Here is an 18,323-nt window from a genome sequence, read left to right as displayed (position 1 = left end):
TGACGCGTTGTCTTCACGCGAACCGGTACCCACTTCGCTCGAAAACGCTCTAGACCGATGGATAGCAGAACGAGTCGGTGGAGCAGTCACCGCCATCGAGCCGGATCTGGTGCGCCCGGTAGCCGTCGGGGAAGCTGACCCAGTAGTCCTTCGCCAGTTCGAGCCCTCCGCCCGGGCTTGCATTCGCCATCACCTCGGCGCCGGGAATGCCTTCTGGATAGAACTGGTTGTCCCAGGTCGAGTAGAGCGAATTGGTCCAGTACACCCGCTTGCCGTCGCGGCTGATCTCGACCATCTGCGGCCCGCCGGCAAAGGCCTGTCCGTTCGGGTGAGGCGCACGATGAACGATGCCGCCGATGCGGACCGATCCGGCGAGCTTCGGCTTGCGCGGATCGCTGACGTCGTATTGGCGCATCTCGCCGGTGCCCCAGCAGGCGACGTAGAGAAACTTGTCGTCCATCGACAAGTCGATATCGGTCACCAGCGGAGGTACGGCGCCGAAACCCTGCAGCAGCGGCGGCAGCTGGTCCTTCGATGCAGGCTCGGGCGGGATCGTCACCGTCTTCTCGATGTGAAACTTGCCGCCCTCGCGCCACCAGGTCCAGATCGAACCCTCGAGGTTCGTGGTATCGACCACGACGCCAACGAAGCCGTGTTCGCGAACCGGATCATGCGCCGGACGCACCTCCAGCGCCATCTGATGATTGGCGCCGAGGTCGATGGTCTGGACATTGCGTCGGGCGCGCAGGTCCCAGAAATGCAGCCGATGGCCGTATTTGTTCGACAGCAGGTCTTCCGGCACGATGCCGTTCTCGAACTGCGGCGGCAAGGCCCACTCGCTGCTCACCATGTAGTCGCGCGGCAGATTCCACCAGAAGTCATAATGCTTGGTCTGCGGCCCACGATCGATCTCCCACCGGCCGAGCACCTCGAATGTCTCGCAGTCCATGATGAAGATGCCGGGCGGGCCGTCGGTGCCGTCCTTGCCACTCCCGCCGAGCGTGCTGACATAGATGCCTTCCGGCCCGCAGTGGATGGTGTGCGGTCGCGAATAGCCGGTCTTCTTGAAGATTTCCTCCGGCTCGATGATCTTGTGGATCTTCGCTTGCGTCGGGTCCGGCTTGGTGTCGACGATATAGATCCGGGAGGATCGCATGCCGGGGATGATGAGGTAGCGACGCTCGAGGAAGGCGTGTCCGGCCAGCGGGGACAGCGCCGACGAGCAGGCGTTCCAGCCGAAATGGTGGAACTCGTCGCCCTTGTTGGGCATCGTCACCGTATGGACGATCTTGCTGTAGGTCGGAGAGCCGGGCTTGACGTCGATCACCGCGAGTGCGTCCGGCTTTGAAAAATCCGGACTGAGCAGCACGGTGTAGGCAAAGCTCTCGGCCGGCGCTTCCATCGCGAGCTTCGGCGACGCGTGGAACGTAGGATCTGGCCTCATCGTCATCGGCTGCCTCCTGATTGCCTGGTGTAGATCAACACGGCATGGCGGCACGCAGCAGCAAGAACTATCCGGATCGAAAATGCCTCTTGCGAGTGCCGCCGGCTAAGGTTCGCTTGCGGTCAGGATACACCGCAATGGTGACAGGTGAAAACAAGGTTCGGTTACGCAGGCGGCGCGGCAAAGCCGCGCGCCGCCGGGCGCGCGATCTGGCAGCCCGCTCAAGGGGTTGAGCAAGCGATCCAGCACGATCACCCTGAGAGCAAGTAAATGTATGACTGACGAGTGGCACCAAACGTTCAGCGCCGTCCCGGCCTTCGCCGGGGCGACACCGGATATGTTGCACCGCTGTTCACCCCGTTACCTCCGCGCAACGGCTTTGGTGCACGTCACTTCGCCACCACCTCCGGCACCTTGCCCGCGGGCGGCGTGTTGCGGCTGCGCTGGGTGCGGACGATGCCGTCGATGATGGTCATGCCGATGCCCGGGAGATCGCCGAGCTGAACGCTCTCCAGGATGTTCTTGCCCGGCGAATGCTGTGCCTTATCCATCAGCACGAAATCGGCCGAGCGGCCGACCTCGATCAGGCCGCAATCGAGCTCGCGCATCCGCGCGGTGTTGCCGGTCGCCAGGCAGAACGCCAGCTCGGCCGGGAGCTCGCCGAGCGAGGACAATAGCGAAACCATCCGCAAGATGCCGAGCGGCTGCACGCCGGAGCCGGCGGGCGCGTCGGTGCCGAGGATAACGCGGTGCAGATCGCCCATCTCGCGCGCGGTGCGCAGCGTGAACAGCGCCGAGCGCTCATTGCCGTTATGCACCAGCTCGAGCCCGCGCTTGCAGCCCTCGCAGATGCAGCGGATCTGGTCGTCGGGCAGGGCGGTGTGGCCGCCATTGATATGGCCGACCACGTCGGTGTCGGCCTCCAGCACCACGTCCTTGTCGATCAGTCCGGAGCCCGGGATCGACGGGCCGCCGGTGTGGATCGTGCTCTGAATGCCGTATTTGCGCGCCCAGCCGACCATCTTGCGCGCGGTCGGTCCGTCCTTGACGCCGCCAAGCCCGACCTCGCCGAGCAGCTTGACGCCGGCGGCGGCCATTTCCTTGAAGTCGTCCTCCACCATCTCGCATTCGATCACGGGCGCGCCGGCATGCACCTTCACGCCGCCCGGTCGCAGCGTCCAGAACGCGCGTTGCGCGAAGATCGCCATCGCCTTCAACCCGACGACGTCGCGCGGCCGCCCGGGCATGTGCACTTCGCCGGCGGAGATCATGGTGGTGACGCCGCCATGCAGGTAGCTGTCGATCCAGTTGATCTGGTTCTGCCGCGGCGTCCAGTCGCCGGCGACGGGGTGGACGTGGCTGTCGATCAGCCCGGGCGCGACCGTCGTGCCGTTGGCATCGACGATGGTGGTGGCGCCTTCGGTGTCGACGTCCTTGAGGCGGCCGATCGCCGATATCTTGCCGTTCTCGGCGACGATGGTATCGGCATCCAGGATCGGCTTTTCCAGGGCCCCCGACAGCAACAGCCCGATATTGCGGATCACCAGCTTGCTCGGACCGGTCGCCTGGGGTGCATCGTGCGCCATGGTTTTTCCTTTTGGTTCAACGCCTTCGCCGGCCATTGTGCCCGTGGCTTGACGGCCGGATCAAGCTGGATTATTCATTTGTATACGAACGATCGTGTACAAATGATTTTGCCGCCAATCCGGCCCGCGCGTCAAGGAAACTGACGATGAGCAATTTCAACCAGGAAAGCGTCCTCAGCGTTCACCACTGGACCGACACGCTGTTCTCCTTCAAAACCACGCGCAATCCGTCGTTCCGCTTCCGCAACGGCGAGTTCACCATGATCGGGCTCAAGATCGGCGAGAAGCCGCTGCTGCGGGCCTACAGCGTCGCCAGCGCGAACTACGAGGACACGCTGGAGTTCTTCTCGATCAAGGTTCCGGACGGCCCGCTGACCTCGCGCCTCCAGCACCTCAAGGAAGGCGACGAGATCATCGTCAGCCGCAAGGCGACCGGCACGCTGGTCATCGACAACCTCGAGGATGGTCGCAACCTCTATCTGGTCGGCACCGGCACCGGCCTCGCGCCGTTCCTCAGCGTGATCAAGGATCCCGAGACCTATGACCGGTTCGAGAAGGTCGTGCTGCTGCACGGCTGCCGCCGCGTCAAGGAGCTCGCCTATGGCGAGATGATCACCGAGAAGCTGCCGCAGGACGAACTGATCGGCGAATTGGTGCGCGACCAGCTGATCTACTACCCGACCGTGACGCGCGATCCGTTCCGCAACCGCGGCCGCATCACCGACCTCATCACCTCGGGCAAGCTGTTCACCGACATCGGCCTGCCGGCGCTCGATGCCGCCCATGACCGCGTCATGATCTGCGGTTCGCCCGCGCTGGTCGCCGACACCCGCACGCTGCTGAACGGCCGCGGCTTCGTCGAAGGCAATCACGGCGAGCCCGCGCAGTTCGTGGTCGAGAAGGCGTTCGCCGAGCGCTGAAGCCCGCACATTTCGCCGTCATTGCGAGCGAGGCGAAGCAATCCATTGCTACCCAGCGCACGGAGGGATGGATTGCTTCGTCGCTCCGCTCCTTGCAATGACGCGGATGGAGCTGTGTAGTCAAGGCCTGACCGCCGGCGTCTCGATCGGCATGCCGCGCGCCCGCGCCATCAGATAGAGCTCGAGCTCGACCAGCTCGGGCGAGCCGTAATCATAAGCCTGCGCGCGGATGCCGGTGATGCAGGCGCGCAGCCGTCGCTGCAGCGATCCGAGCGCCTGCCATTCCAGCCGGTACAGCGGATAGCCGGTCGGCTGCCCTTGCGTGATCGCGCTGCCCGCGAGCTTCTTGTCCCAGTTATCATCGTGGCAGTTGGTGCAGCCGAGATTGAGCTGGCCCTGTCGTTGCATGAACAGCGCGTGGCCCTGTTCGACGAACGGCGCGAGCTCCGGATCGCCGCCGGCCGTAATCGGCATGCCGCGCGATTGCCGTGCGACATAGGCGGTCAGCGCCAGCAGCTCGCGGCTTTCATAGGCGAAAGGCGAGGCCTGCTGGTGGTCGGTGCGGCAGAGGTTGATCCGTCCCTCGAGGTCGACCGGCTTGCCTTGCGCCTTGTCGAAGGCCGGGTAGCGCGCCGCGACGCCCTTCATGCTGACGCGCGCATCATTGTGGCAGTCGGCGCAGGCCTTGTTTGCGGCGCCGGCCTTGCGCGTCCACAAGGCCTCGCCGTCGAGCACGGACAGCATGCCGGGATTGGCGGTGTCCTCGTCCTGCATCGCCTTGCTGTCGGCGCTCATGAAGCTGTAGCCGGAGCGGCGTTCGGATCGCGGGATCTCGGTCGCGAGCGCGGCGCCCGCCATCGCCGCCAGCAGCGCGATGCAGACCGCAATCCTCATTCGACCGTGATCGAAGCCCGCGCGGTCTCCGAAAACCCTTTGTCGCCGATCCATTCGAATTCGAACTTGCCGCTCTCGGTCACCGTGGTGAAGAAGGTGATGAACGGATTGGCCGCGATCGCAGGATAAAGATCGGCGCGGAACACTTCCTTGCCGTTGAAGCGGCAAGTGAAGCTCGTGATGATGTCGCGCGGCACCACGCTGCCCGAGGCCGTGTGGCGGTAGCCGGTCTCCATGATGTGCGACATCAGCGTCTTGATCTCGATGACGCTGCCGCGCTTGGCCTTGGCCGGGACATTGATCAGGGCCGACGGCATCAGATCGCCTCCTCGGTGCAGGCAGCGAGCGTCACCACGACGTCGGCGGTTGCAGACCAGAACGTGTCGTCAGACAGCCGCGCGATGGCGGTGACCTTCTGGCTGTCGGCGAGGCGGATGCGGGTTGACACCTGGGCGCGCCCGGCGCGCGGCCCGAGATAGAAATTGCCGATGTTCGGCTGCGGGTTCTTCTCGTTGAAGACGTGGATGCTCTTCACATACTCGTCCGCCGTCATCGGGCTGGTGACGCTGACCGTCATCGGCACCGTGTTGCCGTTCTCGACCAGCGGCGGAATGTCGAGCTTGACCTTGCCGGTGTGCACATCGGCCTCGCCGATGACCTTGCGGATCGCGGCCGACAGCATTGCCGGCGTCGCGTCCACGGGGCGCACGATCACCAGCGCGGCGGCGCCGCCAGTCAGGCTCAGAAACGTCCGGCGTGTGGTGTGGTCCGAATTCGCCATCGATTGATTGGTCCTAGTTCCGCAGTGTCGTCAAGTAAGCCACGAGATCCTCGATCTGCTCCGCCGACAGGATCGGCCTGCCGCGCCATGAGGTGCCGACCCGCACGAGCCCTTCGACGCGATAGTAGGACGGCATGATCGTCGCCGCATTGAGATGCGACGCATCGACCAGGCGGAGCCGCAACTGTCCTTCCGACCAGCGGCTGCCGCTTCCGGCGAGGTTTGGCGCGAGGTCGCCCTGGAACGCCTGCTCGGGAAATGGGCCGCTGTGACAGAGGATGCAAGTGGAGGAACGCTCGACGATCAGCCCGCGGCCGCGCGCGACTTCGCCCTTGGTTCCCGTCAGCGATGCTGGAATCTCATCGCCCACGACGGTGTAGGGCCGCAGCTCCTCGGCGCCGGCGGGCAAGCAGGCCGCGAACAGTCCCGCGGCGAGTGTGAGGGCGAGCCTAGCCAAAGGCCTCTCCCGTGATCCTCTTGAACCAGTCGAGCGCCTGATCTGCCTCGCGCTGGCGCACCTCGCGCGGCGCGTCGACCGGGCTCGTGGTGACCTCCGCCTCGGCGTACTGATCTTCCTTCGGCTGATAGATGCCGTTCAGCGAGAAGGCGTAGCCCGGCGCGACCGTGTTGTAGCAGGCACCATCCAGCCGCGGCGTCTCCGGTGCCTTGCCGGCAAGCGCGCTCACGATCGCGGCCGCGCAGGCGCGGCCTTGCGCTGCCGCCGCCGAGGCGGATTTCGGGATGCCGCCGGCGATCGCGGCATCACCGATGACGTGGATGTTGGGCACGAGCTTTGAAGCAAATGTGACGGGATCGATCGGGCACCAGCCGGTGTGGTCGGCGGCTCTGGCGATGTCAGCAATGCGGCCGGCCCTTTGCGGCGGGATCACATTGGCGACCGCGGCGGTATAGTTGCCGAAGTCGGTGACGATCTCATTCGTCGCCGGATCGACCGACGTCACCCGTCCGCCCTGCGACAGCGCGATCCGTTCGATCATGCCGGGATAGAGCTCCGTCCAGGCCTTCTCGAACAGCTTCTGCTGCGAGTAATTGTCCTTGGCGTCGAGCACCAGGATCTTCGACTTCGGCTTGTTCGTCTTCAGATAATGCGCGATCAGGCTGGCGCGCTCGTAAGGGGCGGGCGGACAGCGCAGCGGCGCAGCCGGGACCGCGATCACGACGAGGCCGCCATCGTCCATGGCTTCAAGCTGCTTGCGCAGCAGCATGGTTTGCTCGCCGGCCTTCCAGGCGTGCGGCATCTTCTCGGCCGCTGCCTCGTCATAGCCGGAGAGGGCGTCGAAGCGCATGTCGATGCCGGGGGCCAGCACCAGCCGGTCATAGGACAGCGTTGTCCCATCAGCGAGCGCGATGCTGCGCGCCTGCGCGTCGACCTTCGTCGCCGCCTGTGCGGCAATCGTGATGCCGTCGGCCGCAACCTTGTCATAGGTGAATTGCTGCGCGGCAAGCTCGCGCAGACCTGCAATCACCTCGTTGCTGAACGGGCAGGCGGTGAAAGTCCTGTTCGGCTCGATCAGCGTAACCTGAAGCTTGGTGTCGAGCCGCCGCAGCGCCCGCGCGCAGGCCGCGCCGCCGAAGCCGCCGCCGATCACCGCGATGCGCGGCGCCGCCTGCGCCAACGCCGGACGCGCCAAGGCGGCCGCTGCGACGGCAGCGGCGCCACGGATCACATCCCTGCGCGTCTGATGACGCGTGACGGCCATGCACGAGAATCCGAAAAAAGGAGGCGGCGGCCGGTCGGGCCGCCGCTTCCGGTTTGATCAGGCGAAGCTGATGTTCTGGTTGCGCAGCGGGAAGCTGCGGATGCGCTTTCCCGTCGCGGCGAAATAGGCGTTGAGCACCGCCGGCGCCGCAACGCCGATGGTCGGCTCGCCGACGCCGCCCCAGAACCCGCCGCTCGGTACCATCACCGATTCCACCTTCGGCATTTCGTTGATGCGCATCGAGTTGTAGGTGTCGAAATTGGTCTGCTCGATGCGGCCGTCCTTCACGGTGCAGCCGCCGTAGAACAGCGCGCTGAGGCCGTAGACGAAGGAGCCCGCGATCTGCCGCTCGACCTGCGCCGGGTTGACGACATAGCCGGGATCGGTGGAGGCGACGATGCGATGCACCTTGATCTTGCTGCCGTCGGTCACCGAGATCTCGGCGGCGCCGGCAACATAGCTGCCATAGCCCATCACCTGCGCGATGCCGCGATAGACGCCCTGCGGCGCCGGCGTGCCCCAGCCGATCTTCTCGGCCACGGCGTTGAGCACGGCGAGATGCTTGGGGTGCTTGCTCATCAGCTTGCGGCGGAATTCGAGCGGGTTCTGGCCGACCGCCAGCGCCAGCTCGTCCATGAAGCATTCCATGTAGATCGCGTTGTGATTGACGTTGACGCCGCGCCAGAAGCCCGGCGGAACGTGCGGGTTGCGCATCGAATGCTCGACCAGCAGGTTCGGCACCGAATAGCCGATCGCGGCCTCGCCGGCTTGCGCGACGCCCTGGAACGCGGCGGGGTCCATGCCGTTCTGCAGCGCTTCCGGGCGCACCGAGAACAGGATGGATTGACCCGACAGCCGGTAGTGCAGCGCGACCAGGTTGTTGTCGGCATCGAACGCACCGGTCAGCTTGCACTGCGTGATTGGGTGATATTTGCCGTGCTGCATGTCCTCTTCGCGCGACCACAACAGCTTGACCGGCGTGCCCGGCATCTGCTTGGCGATCGCCACCGCCTGCCGCACATAGTCGGTCATGCCGCGCCGGCCGAAGCCGCCGCCGAGCATCAGCTTGTGCACGTCGACCTTCTCCGCCGGCAGGCCGGAGGCCTCGAGCGCCGCCGCGAACGCCGCCTCGCCATTCTGCGTGCCGCACCAGACCTCGCATTTGTCAGGCGTGTAGAGCACGGTGGCGTTCATCGGCTCCATCGTGGCGTGGTTCTGATAGGGATAGCTGTAGACCGCCTCGACCTTCTTGGCAGCGCTGGCGATCGCCGCCTTGGCGTCGCCGTTCTGGTTGCCGACATAGGCCGGCTGCGCATTGTCGAGACCTTCGGCGAGCCATGTCGCGATCGTCTCGCTGGAGACCTTGGCGTTGGGGCCTTCGTCCCAGACAATCGGCAACGCATCCAGCGCGGTCTTGGCGTGCCACCAGGTGTCGGCGACGACGGCAACGGCGCTGTCGCCGACCTGCACCACCTTCTTGACGCCCTTCATGCCAGCGAGCTTGGCCTCGTCAAAGCTCTTCACCTTGCCGCCGAACACCGGGCAATCCTTGATCGCGGCGTTCAGCATGCCCGGCAGCTTGACGTCGATGCCGTAGACCATCTTGCCGGTGGTCTTGTCGACGGTGTCGAGCCGCTTCAGGCCCTTGCCGGCGATGGTCCAGTCCTTCGGGTCCATCAGCTTGACGTCGGCCGGCGGCTCGAGCTTGGCCGCGGCTTCCGCGACCTTGCCGTAGGTCGTCGTCTTGCCCGAGGGCGTGTGGGTGATGACTCCGTTAGAGACCTTGCACTCCGAGGCCGGCACCTTCCACTCGTTGGCTGCGGCCTGGATCAGCATCACGCGCGCGGTGGCGCCGCCCTTGCGGACATAGTCCTGCGAGGTGCGGATGCCGCGGCTGCCACCGGTCGAGAAGTCGCCCCAGGCGCGCTTGCGGGCGACGCTCTGGCCGGGCGTCGGATATTCTGTCGTGACCTTCGACCAGTCGCATTCCAGTTCTTCGGCGACGAGCTGGGCGAGGCCGGTGAGCGTGCCCTGGCCCATTTCGGAGCGGGCGATGCGGATCACCACGGTGTCGTCGGGCCGGATCACGACCCAGGCATTGACCTCGGGCGCGCCGTCGGCTGCGCGCACCACGGAGGGGCCGCCGAACGGCAGATCGAGGCCGAGCGCGAGGCCGGCGCCGGCGGTTGCGGTGCCGATCACGAAGGCGCGGCGATTGAGCTTTGGCATGACGTGCTGGTTCATCGCTGCGTCCTTATGCGTTCGCGGCAGCATGGATCGCCTCGCGCACCTGCTGGAAGGTGCCGCAGCGGCAGATATTGGTGATGGCGTCGTTGATGTCGTCGTCGGTCGGCTTCGGATTGTCCTTCAAGAGCGCCGCGACGGCCATGATCATGCCGCTCTGGCAATAGCCGCATTGCGGCACGTCGCTGGCGATCCAGGCGAGCTGCACCTTGTGCATCACGCCGCCCGCCGCGAGACCCTCGATCGTGGTGATCTCCTTGCCGGCCGCTTCGCTCACCGTGACGCCGCAGGAGCGCATCGCGACGCCGTCGATATGCACGGTGCAGGCGCCGCATTGGGCAATGCCGCAACCGTATTTGGTCCCCGTCAGTCCGACGTTCTCTCTGATAGCCCACAACAGTGGCGTATCGTCCTCGACGTCTACAGTGATTGTCTTGCCGTTAATTTTGAGGTTTGCCATCGCGATCCCCTGAATGGTCCGATCCTCCGACCGGACTGCAGAGCGATGTTGGCCTTGAAACTGGAACGGTTCAAATCAAGAAAATGCGCTCGCAGCGCGAAAGAAAGTTGATGCTGTGGTGATTGGCCGCGGACTGTGCGCGCCGCATACCTGTCATGACTTTTGCGGTGAAGCGACGGCCAAACGCAGGAAGCTCATGACGCTGCCGAGCGCGGCAAATCCGGAACCCAACGCCAGCGCTACCGTCGCACCCTCGCGGTCGGCCAGCGCGAAGCAGAGCGCGGCGAGGGCGGCGCCGGTGGTCTGCCCGGTCAGCCGCGCGGTCGCGACGATGCCGCTGGCGCTGCCGCTGCGATGCGACGGCGCGCTCGACATAATCGCCTTCATGTTCGGGGTCTGGAAGAAGCCGAAGCCGATGCCGCAGATCATCGTGCGCCAGACAATGTTGGCGACGCTGGGCTCGGCCGGCAGGGTCGCGAGCAGCACCATGCCAAGCCCGAGCAGCAGCATGCCGATGCCGCCGAGAATGCCGGCCGGATAGCGGTCCGACAACCGTCCGCCGATCGGTGCCATGAAGGCAACCACCAGCGGCCAGGGCGTCATGAAGAAGCCGGTCTCGACCTGCGAGCGGTGCAATATGTCCTCGAAGTAGAACGGCAGCGAAACGAAGGCGAGGCCCTGCACAGCGAATGAGCAGACCGCGGTCGCGGCCGACAGCGCGAAGATCGGCCGCCGGAACAGGTCGATCGGCAGCATCGGCGCCGGATGATCGGCATGCCGCCGGGTCAGGATCCATCCGAACAGGACGGCGCCGACAAGCTCGGCGATGACAAGCGCCGGCGCGGCCTTGTGCGCGGCGCTGCCGATGCCGATGATGAAGAGGCCGAGACAGGCGCAGGCCAGCGCCGCGCCGGCGAAATCGAAGGCGTGGGTGGCGCGCGGCGTCGTCGGCAGCGTCTTCATGCCGATCAGCAACGCGACGACGCCGAAGGGAATGTTGACGGCGAACAGCCAGGGCCATGGGCCGAGCGCGAGGATTCCGGAGGCGATGGTCGGCCCCAGCGTGAAGGCGGTCGCGACCACGAGCGCATTGTGGCCGAAGCCGCGGCCGAGCATCCGGCTCGGATAGACGAAGCGCACCAGCGCGGTGTTGACGCTCATCAGGCCGCTGGCGCCGAGCCCCTGCAAGGTGCGCGCGACCAAGAGGCTCGGCAGCGACCATGCCAGGGCGCAGCCGAGTGACGCCAATGTGAATAGCAGGAGGCCCCCGAGATAGATTCGCTGATGGCCGACGATCTCGCCGAGCGCGCCGAGCGGCAGCAGTGTCGCGACCAGCGCGATCTGATAGACGTTGACGACCCAGACCACTTCCGCAGGGCTGACATGCAGATCGCTCGCGATCGCCGGCAGCGCGATATTGGCGATCGCGGTATCGAGCGAGGCCATCGCCAGCGCCGTGAAGATCGCGGCCACCGCCCAGCGGCGGCGTTCCCAAGGCAATCCATCGGTGATCGGCGTCGCTGCCGCGGTGGTCGGGGTCTTCTCGAGCATGCCTGAAAATGTCTCCGGGACCGCCATGTACTACGCCGGCATCCCGTTCCCCAGCCGCGCCATTGCATGATGCGTATGCGAAGCGGCCTTGCCGGAAGCGTCAAAAGTCCGGCCGCGGACCGAACAGATATCCCTCGATGGCGCGCAGCACCCGGCGGCTGGCCGCAGCCTGCGAGAGGTCGTTTTGAAGCGCGTGGTCGACCATGGCGCGGCTGATCACGATCAAATCCTCGACGGCGTCATCGTCGACTGGCCTTGCGATCTCACGACGATGCCGCGCCAGCAGGGCGGCGACCAGTTCCTTCAATTCGCCGGTCGCTGACGTGCCCGATGACGCCGGGCGCAGGCGATCCTCCTCGGCCTCCAGAATGCGATTGAGCCCGGCGCGCTCGGCATGCGCCTCGAGCTGGGCCCGAACGATCAGGCTGAGCGATACCGTCAGGCTCTTGCCCTCGGATGCCGCGACCGCATCCCGTACTTTCGCCAGCAGCGCGTCCTCGAACCTCGTGATCAAAGCCAGCGTCAGCGCGTCCTTGTTCGGGAAGTACTGGTACACCGAGCCGATGCTGATCCCGCCGCGCTCGGCGACCGCATTGGTGTTGTAGCCCTCGAGCCCACGCGCCTCCAGAACGCGAGCCGCCGCTTCCAGAATCACCGCCACGGTTTCCCGCGAACGCTGCTGAAGCGGCTGTTTCCGGGCCTTTGTACGCCGCTTCGGCGGCATGGCGGGCATCTCCCAAAACGCGAGTAGTGGAATATGAGCAATTACTCACATTATGGCGTGAAAGGAGAACCGATCAATGGTGACACTGCAAACGACCTCGTCTCCCGTGCTTCCCGAGCACGAGGACGATCCGCACAGGTTTCATATCTTCGTCATGGTCAAGACCACGCGGCACTGGCTCGATCTGAAGACCGAGCAGCGCCTCGCCTTCCTGCACGAGGAGGTCATTCCTTTGCTCAAGCGCCGTCCGGAGCTGAAGGTGCGCTGGTTCGAGCCGGAGGCCTTCTCGACCAGGGCGACCGACGTCATGATCTGCGAGACCGATGACCTCTCGGCCTGGGCGTGGTTCTGCGACCACCTGCGCGAGACGAGATTCTGGGACCACTATTTCGAAGTGCTCGACATCATGCCGGCACTCGAAGGGAATTACCTTGCCTAGGATGCCAACGCCAGCCCGGATCGTTCCGGGCCGGCGTCCCGGCAGCCTGTGGCGACGCAACTGCGTCCCATCCACGTCTGTCATCGCCCGGCTCGATGTTCAGCCCGGACAGATCACTGACGGGTGTTCGGAGACATAGCTGACACATCAACATTGGCTGGATTGGTCCGTCAATGCCTTGGAGTGAGGTGTCAGTGATGGATCACCCGCTTTCGCTTGCGCGGGTGATGACACCGAGTGGCTGTTTTGACATCTCGAATTCCGCCCCACCCGCATCGTCGTCCCGGCGCAGGCCGGGACCCATAACCACCGATGCTGCTTGTCGGGCGTGCTGGAACGACGAGTCCCGTTCAAGACATCCGCCGCGGAGTATGGGTCCCGGCCTTCGCCGGGACGACGGCGGTGGATGCAGCGCGCGAACGCGATCAATCGATTTCGTGTTCCCATGGTGCGTCACAGAAACGCGCCGAAGCGACTTTCGGATAGCTTGCGTCACAGTCGCGATCGACTACGTTGGTATACAAGCAGGCCCGGCGTCAGATCGGGCCGCAAGAGGGAACGCGCATTGCACGGACAGGCCGACCGGCGCAGCGAAGCCATGCGAAGCGCCAGCGAGGGAACTCGCCGCCGCGCGTTCACCGGCCTCTGGGTCGCGGCATTGCTGGCGATCCTGACCTTCCTGGTCATCTATCCCGTCTTCATGCTGCTGCTCGGCGCGCTCACCGACACCAATCCGGTGGTCGACGGCATCCGTCTCAGCCTGAGCCATTTGTCGATCGCCAATTTCCTCGCCGTGCTGGCCAATCCGAACGTCGCCGAAGCGCTGCTCAACACGCTGATTGCCTGCGGCGGCGGCACGGTGATCGCGGTCGCGATCGGGCTGTTGTTCTCCTGGATCGTGGTGCGCACCAACACGCCGTTCAAGGGCTTCATCGCCGCGGCCAGCATCCTGCCGCTGTTCGCGCCGCCGCTGGTCGCGGGGGTGGCCTGGGCCATTCTCGGTTCGCCGAAGACCGGCTTGATCAATACGATGTTCAAGTGGATGGGCTCCGACCTGCGCGTCGATCTCTATTCGATGTGGGGCCTGGTGTTCGTATTCGGCATCTACTACGCGCCCTATGTCTACATGTTCACCTCGTCGGCGCTGCGCAACATGGACCCGAGCCTGGAGGAGGCCGCGGAGATCTCCGGCGCGAGCCCGGTCGCGACCCTGTTCACGGTGACGTTCCCGCTGATCATGCCGGCGATCGTCTCGGGCATGCTGCTGTCGTTCATCGTGATGCTCGGCATCTACGGCATCCCCGCCGTGCTCGGCGCGCCGACCAACCTGAACGTGCTCACCACTTACATCTTCAAGCTCACCAACTGGTCGCCGCCGCTCTACAACACCGCGGCTGCGGTCGCGATCATCCTGATGGTTGTCACGGGGCTGCTGGTCTATCTGCAGCAGAAATTGCTGAGCGGACGCAGCTACACCACTGTCGCGGGCAAGGCGTTCCGGCCGCGCAGCCTCGATCTCGGCCCATGGCGCTGGCTCACCTTCGCGATCGGGATCGTCTACCTTCTCATCGTCGTGGTGCTGCCGTCGCTGGCGCTGATCGTCGCGGCGTTCCGCAAGTTCATGTTCATCCGCGACGTCGCGAGCCTGTTCGACATGCGGCAATATTCGCTGACGCATTTCGAGAGCATCTTCGACAATCCGTTGACGATGCGCTCGATCTACAATGCGGTCGAGGTCGGCGTCATCACGGCTGTTGTCGGCGGCGCGCTCGCCTTTGCGATCGGCTACACCATCCATCGCGCCCGCGTCAGCGGACGCGGCGCCATCGACCTGATCTCGACCCTGCCGGTCGCGATCCCCGGGCTGGTGGTCGGCGTCGCCTATCTCTGGGCCTGGATCGGCGTGCCGAGCGGGCTCTACGGCACGATCTGGATTCTCGCGCTGGCCTTCATTGCGCGCTTCATGCCGGACACCGTGAAGGCGCTGTCGACCTCGTTCCTGCAGATCCACCGCGAGCTCGAGGAGGCCGCCTGGGTCTGCGGCAAGGGCATGCTCGGCACCATCAGGACGATCGTGTTGCCGCTGGCGCGGCCGGGCGTGCTGGCGTCGATGACGCTGCTGTTCGTGCTGGCGATCCGCGAGCTCGGCTCGTCGCTGTTCCTCTACACCAGCAACACCATGGTGATGTCGGTGCTGCTGCTCGACTATTACGAAGGCGGCAATATCGGCAAGACCGCGGCCTTCAGCCTGGTGCAGACCGTGCTGCTCGGTGTTCTGATCGGCGGCGCCAACTGGCTGTCGCGCGGATCGGCGCAGGGCAACGTGGCGCGGACCGGATAACAACGAATAAGGGGAGGATTGCGATGGATAGACGAACCTTCACCACACTGGCCTTGGCAAGCGTGGCGACGCTTGCATTGGCGCCTGCGGCACAGGCGCAGGAGTTCGGCTCGGCGGAGTTGATCGCGGCGGCCAAGTCCGAAGGCAAGCTCGTCTACTACACCGCGAACTTCGCCGAGATCGAGCAGCAGGTCATCAAGGCCTTCAACAAGCGCTTTCCCGAGATCAAGGTCGAGATGGTCCGTGCGCCCGGCGGCCAGCTGATCACCCGCGTCAAGACGGAGGCTGCGGCCGGCAAGTTGATCGCCGATGTCATCGACCATTCCGACCGCGCGCTGATGCAGCCGCTGGAAGACCTGTTCCAGGATTACGCGCCGCCGAACGCGGCCGATTACGATCCGCACGCGCTGATCTCGCCGAAATACTGGCCGCGCGCGACGATCGCCTGGTCGATCGCCTACAACACCGAGCTGGTGAAGGACCCGCCGAAATCCTGGATGGACCTGACCAAGCCGCAATACGACAAGCTGATCGGGCAGGTATTCGCACAGTCCGGCGGCACCACCTGGACGCGGATCATGTTCGAGCGCCAGGTGCTCGGCGAAGACTACTGGGCAAAGCAGGCGGCGACCCATCCGGTGCTGTATCCCTCCGGCGCACCGACGGCCGATGCGCTGGTGCGCGGCGAGATCGCGATCGCGCCGCTGCTCTACAACGTGATCTACCAGAAGAAGAAGGACGGCGCGCCGATCGAGATCTTCTTTCCGCCTGAAGGTGCCCCGGTCAATCCCTACGCGACCGGCATTCCGAAGACGGCGGCCCATCCCAATGCAGCAAAGCTGTTCCTGAACTGGTGTCTGTCCAAGGAAGGACAGACCTTCATGATCAAGGAGCTCGGCAATCTCACATCCCTGAAGGCGCCGCCGGCATATCCGGAGGGGTTCGATCCAAAGGTGGTCAAGCTCTGGTATCCGAAGTTCGACGAGTATGTGAAGCTGCATGCGGCGTGGGTCGCGGACTGGGACAAGACGTTTGGCTACCGGCAATAGGCTGATGGTGCAGCGATGACGGCGACGCTCGAAGTCACCGGTCTCAGGAAGCAGTTCTCGATCGGCCGCCCGGCCATCGACGGCGTCAGCTTTGGCGTGCCGGCCGGCGAGATCGTGGTGCTGCTGGGGCCGTCCGGCTGCGGCAAGACCACGACGCTGCGCTGCGTCGCCGGGCTAGAGCATCCGACCGGTGGCGAGATCAGCATTTCCGGGCGGGTGGTCTCCTCGCCGGCAAGCGGCATCCTCGTGCCGCCGCGTTCGCGCGATCTCGGCATGGTGTTCCAGTCCTATGCGGTGTGGCCGCATATGACGGTGCGGCAGAACGTGATCTATCCGCTGAAGCACCGCAAGATCGGGCGCACCGATGCTGCCCGCATGGTCGAGGAGGCGCTGGCGCTGGTCGGACTGTCCGACTATGCCGACCGGCCGGTGGTGGCGCTGTCGGGCGGCCAGATGCAGCGCGTCGCGCTGGCGCGCAGCATGGTGTACCGGCCGCAACTCCTCCTGCTCGACGAGCCGCTGTCGAACCTCGATGCCAAACTGCGCCTGCGGCTGCGCGACGACCTTCGCGTCATCCTCAAGCAGACCGGGATGACCGCGCTCTACGTCACCCATGACCAGGCCGAGGCGGTCGTGCTCGGCGACCGGATCGGGGTGATGCGCGACGGCAAGCTGCTGCAGATGGACACGCCCGACGTGATCTACAACCGTCCGGCCGATCTGTTCGTCGCCAATTTCACCGGCGCCACCAACGAACTCGCGGGCACGCTCGTCACATGCAATGGCCGCTATGGGGTGGTCGATTTCGGTGACGGCCGGCAGGGGGAGGTCGCGCTGTGCCAGGCGCTCAAGCCCGACGAGAAAGTGCGGATCGCGCTGCGGCCCGAGAACATCGCGATCGGCCGGCCCGACGGCGCCAACACGTTCTCGGCAAAGGTGCTCGACCGCAGATATCAGGGCACCCAGACCGCCTACGGCATCGAGCTGTTCGGCAAACGGCTGGAAGCGATCGAGCTCGGCACCGCCGCGCGCCATCAGGTCGGCGTCGAGGCACAGGTCGCGTTGCCGCGCGAATGCCTGTGGGCCTATCGCGACAGCGGGCCGGCATCGCATGAGTAGAGCGTGGTATTGTCGCGTCGAGGGCGAAGGGGCTGGGCTCCCTCGCCCTGCTCTTCGCGGGGAGAGGGTGGGGTGAGGAGCTGCTTCCGCGAATACAGTGATAGTTGCGTTTGCGAAGGCTCCCCTCACCCGGAACCCATCTAACGATGCGTTCCGACCTCTCCCCGCACGCGGGGGCGAGGTGAAGCGGCGGCCGTCGCGTGGCGCGATGGCAGGCAGCCCGTGCCGCCAGCGCGCCGCCTAACCTTCCTCCACCAGAGCGCGGATGCTGCGGGCGAGTCCGAGGATGCGCGGGCCGCATTCGCGCTCGATCTGCTCGGCGCTGAAGCGGAAGGAAGGGACGCCGCAATTGACCGACAGGCATTCGCCGGTCGGCGTGCGATAGAGCGGGGCGGCGACGCCGAAGATCTCGCGCCGCCATTCGCCGAGCGAGACGGCAAAACCGCGCTCGCGGCACAATTCGATGTCGGGCAAGGTGCGCTTCTGCACGTAGTCGAACTCGTCGGGGCGCTCGGCCTTGACGCGCGCGACATAGGCGCCGAGCTCGTCCTCGGTGAACAGCGACAGCAGGGCGCGCCCGACCGCGGTCGGCGCCAGCGTGCTGACAAAGCCGACGTCTGGCACGTGCGGCGCCGTATCCGTCGTGCGCAACGTCTCGACATAAATGAAGTCGATCCCGAACGGCATCGCGATCGACACCGTGCCGCCGGCATAGGTCGCGAAGTCGCGCATCAGCGGACGTGCCAGCTGACGTACCTTCAGCGCGGACAACACAGGATAGGCGGCGGCGAGCGCGCCCAGCCCAAGCACGAAGCGGCCCTTGGTGTCGCGCCTGAGATAGCCGAGCTGCTCGAGCGTGTAGGTCAGCCGCGACACCGTCGGTCGCGACAGGCCGGTATGCAACGCGAGTTCGGCATTCGACAGCGAGCCGGGATGACGGCGAAACGCCGCCAGCACGTCGAGGCCATGCGCCAGGGTGGTTGCAAAGGACGGATCCGCCTGAACCTCGGCAGGGGAAGATGCTGTCATACGGAATATTGGTCTCAGATG

General features: G+C 65.3%; 17 protein-coding genes. 5 read left to right on the top strand and 12 right to left on the bottom strand.

All coding sequences use genetic code 11. The features are described 5' to 3' along the window. Positions 1–49: 49 nt before the first annotated feature. Positions 50–1,450, bottom strand: coding sequence for a selenium-binding protein SBP56-related protein (locus J6525_RS07730; protein WP_225643369.1), 1,401 nt, complete (start codon positions 1,448–1,450; stop codon positions 50–52). Between the two features lie 383 nt (positions 1,451–1,833). Next, positions 1,834–3,030 carry an amidohydrolase family protein gene (locus J6525_RS07725; RefSeq protein ID WP_225643367.1) on the bottom strand — a complete coding sequence of 399 codons (1,197 nt, stop codon included), beginning with the start codon at positions 3,028–3,030 and terminating at the stop codon, positions 1,834–1,836. A 146-nt stretch (positions 3,031–3,176) separates the two neighbouring features. Here J6525_RS07725 and J6525_RS07720 point away from each other — a divergent pair, with 146 nt between their 5' ends. Continuing rightward, entirely contained in the window at positions 3,177–3,950 is a 774-nt protein-coding gene (locus tag J6525_RS07720; RefSeq protein ID WP_092082629.1) for a ferredoxin--NADP reductase, read from the top strand. A gap of 120 nt (positions 3,951–4,070) precedes the next feature. Here the strand turns inward: J6525_RS07720 and soxA are convergent, their stop codons facing one another. The 9 genes from soxA to J6525_RS07675 all read right to left on the bottom strand — a co-directional run bounded on the left by soxA (position 4,071) and on the right by J6525_RS07675 (position 12,262). Next, positions 4,071–4,844, bottom strand: a complete 774-nt coding sequence (gene soxA / locus J6525_RS07715) for a sulfur oxidation c-type cytochrome SoxA (RefSeq protein WP_225643364.1) — start codon at positions 4,842–4,844, stop codon at positions 4,071–4,073. Further along, positions 4,841–5,161, bottom strand: a complete 321-nt coding sequence (soxZ, locus tag J6525_RS07710; protein ID WP_225643362.1) for a thiosulfate oxidation carrier complex protein SoxZ — start codon at positions 5,159–5,161, stop codon at positions 4,841–4,843. The genes soxA and soxZ overlap by 4 nt, the downstream gene beginning before the upstream one ends. Further along, the gene (locus J6525_RS07705; RefSeq protein ID WP_092082633.1) at positions 5,161–5,625 is read right to left on the bottom strand and encodes a SoxY-related AACIE arm protein; all 465 of its coding nucleotides are present in this window, start codon (positions 5,623–5,625) and stop codon (positions 5,161–5,163) included. Before J6525_RS07705 ends, soxZ begins: the two co-directional genes overlap by 1 nt. A 13-nt stretch (positions 5,626–5,638) precedes the next feature. Next, positions 5,639–6,082 carry a sulfur oxidation c-type cytochrome SoxX gene (soxX, locus tag J6525_RS07700; protein WP_225643360.1) on the bottom strand — a complete coding sequence of 148 codons (444 nt, stop codon included), beginning with the start codon at positions 6,080–6,082 and terminating at the stop codon, positions 5,639–5,641. Continuing rightward, positions 6,075–7,346 (bottom strand): NAD(P)/FAD-dependent oxidoreductase, encoded by a 1,272-nt coding sequence (locus J6525_RS07695; protein ID WP_225643358.1) that lies wholly within the window; start codon positions 7,344–7,346, stop codon positions 6,075–6,077. Before J6525_RS07695 ends, soxX begins: the two co-directional genes overlap by 8 nt. A 57-nt stretch (positions 7,347–7,403) precedes the next feature. Then, positions 7,404–9,590: a xanthine dehydrogenase family protein molybdopterin-binding subunit gene (locus J6525_RS07690; protein WP_225643356.1), complete on the bottom strand. Its 2,187-nt coding sequence runs from the start codon at positions 9,588–9,590 to the stop codon at positions 7,404–7,406. Positions 9,591–9,600: 10 nt separating this feature from the next. Then, positions 9,601–10,050 (bottom strand): (2Fe-2S)-binding protein, encoded by a 450-nt coding sequence (locus tag J6525_RS07685; protein WP_016846497.1) that lies wholly within the window; start codon positions 10,048–10,050, stop codon positions 9,601–9,603. A gap of 153 nt (positions 10,051–10,203) precedes the next feature. Then, positions 10,204–11,601 carry an MFS transporter gene (locus J6525_RS07680; protein ID WP_225643354.1) on the bottom strand — a complete coding sequence of 466 codons (1,398 nt, stop codon included), beginning with the start codon at positions 11,599–11,601 and terminating at the stop codon, positions 10,204–10,206. A 100-nt stretch (positions 11,602–11,701) separates the two neighbouring features. After that, positions 11,702–12,262 carry a TetR/AcrR family transcriptional regulator gene (locus J6525_RS07675; RefSeq protein ID WP_225643352.1) on the bottom strand — a complete coding sequence of 187 codons (561 nt, stop codon included), beginning with the start codon at positions 12,260–12,262 and terminating at the stop codon, positions 11,702–11,704. A 139-nt stretch (positions 12,263–12,401) separates the two neighbouring features. On the opposite strand from J6525_RS07675, the gene J6525_RS07670 reads away from it, so the two are divergent. The 4 genes from J6525_RS07670 to J6525_RS07655 all read left to right on the top strand — a co-directional run bounded on the left by J6525_RS07670 (position 12,402) and on the right by J6525_RS07655 (position 17,273). Further along, positions 12,402–12,764 (top strand): darcynin family protein, encoded by a 363-nt coding sequence (locus J6525_RS07670; RefSeq protein ID WP_225643350.1) that lies wholly within the window; start codon positions 12,402–12,404, stop codon positions 12,762–12,764. 598 nt (positions 12,765–13,362) lie between these two features. Then, complete coding sequence (locus tag J6525_RS07665) at positions 13,363–15,105, top strand: ABC transporter permease (protein WP_225643348.1); 1,743 nt, start codon at positions 13,363–13,365, stop codon at positions 15,103–15,105. A gap of 23 nt (positions 15,106–15,128) precedes the next feature. After that, positions 15,129–16,154 (top strand): ABC transporter substrate-binding protein, encoded by a 1,026-nt coding sequence (locus tag J6525_RS07660; RefSeq protein WP_225643347.1) that lies wholly within the window; start codon positions 15,129–15,131, stop codon positions 16,152–16,154. A gap of 15 nt (positions 16,155–16,169) precedes the next feature. After that, positions 16,170–17,273, top strand: coding sequence for an ABC transporter ATP-binding protein (locus J6525_RS07655; RefSeq protein ID WP_225643345.1), 1,104 nt, complete (start codon positions 16,170–16,172; stop codon positions 17,271–17,273). Between the two features lie 240 nt (positions 17,274–17,513). Here the strand turns inward: J6525_RS07655 and J6525_RS07650 are convergent, their stop codons facing one another. Then, positions 17,514–18,302: an IclR family transcriptional regulator gene (locus tag J6525_RS07650; protein WP_225643343.1), complete on the bottom strand. Its 789-nt coding sequence runs from the start codon at positions 18,300–18,302 to the stop codon at positions 17,514–17,516. Positions 18,303–18,323 lie beyond the last annotated feature (21 nt).

Origin of the sequence: Bradyrhizobium australafricanum (genome assembly GCF_020329495.1) — a bacterium.
GTDB classification, from domain to species: domain Bacteria; phylum Pseudomonadota; class Alphaproteobacteria; order Rhizobiales; family Xanthobacteraceae; genus Bradyrhizobium; species Bradyrhizobium australafricanum.
The sequence above is the reverse complement of the archived record's forward strand: the minus strand, read 5'-3'. Positions and strand labels throughout refer to the sequence as shown.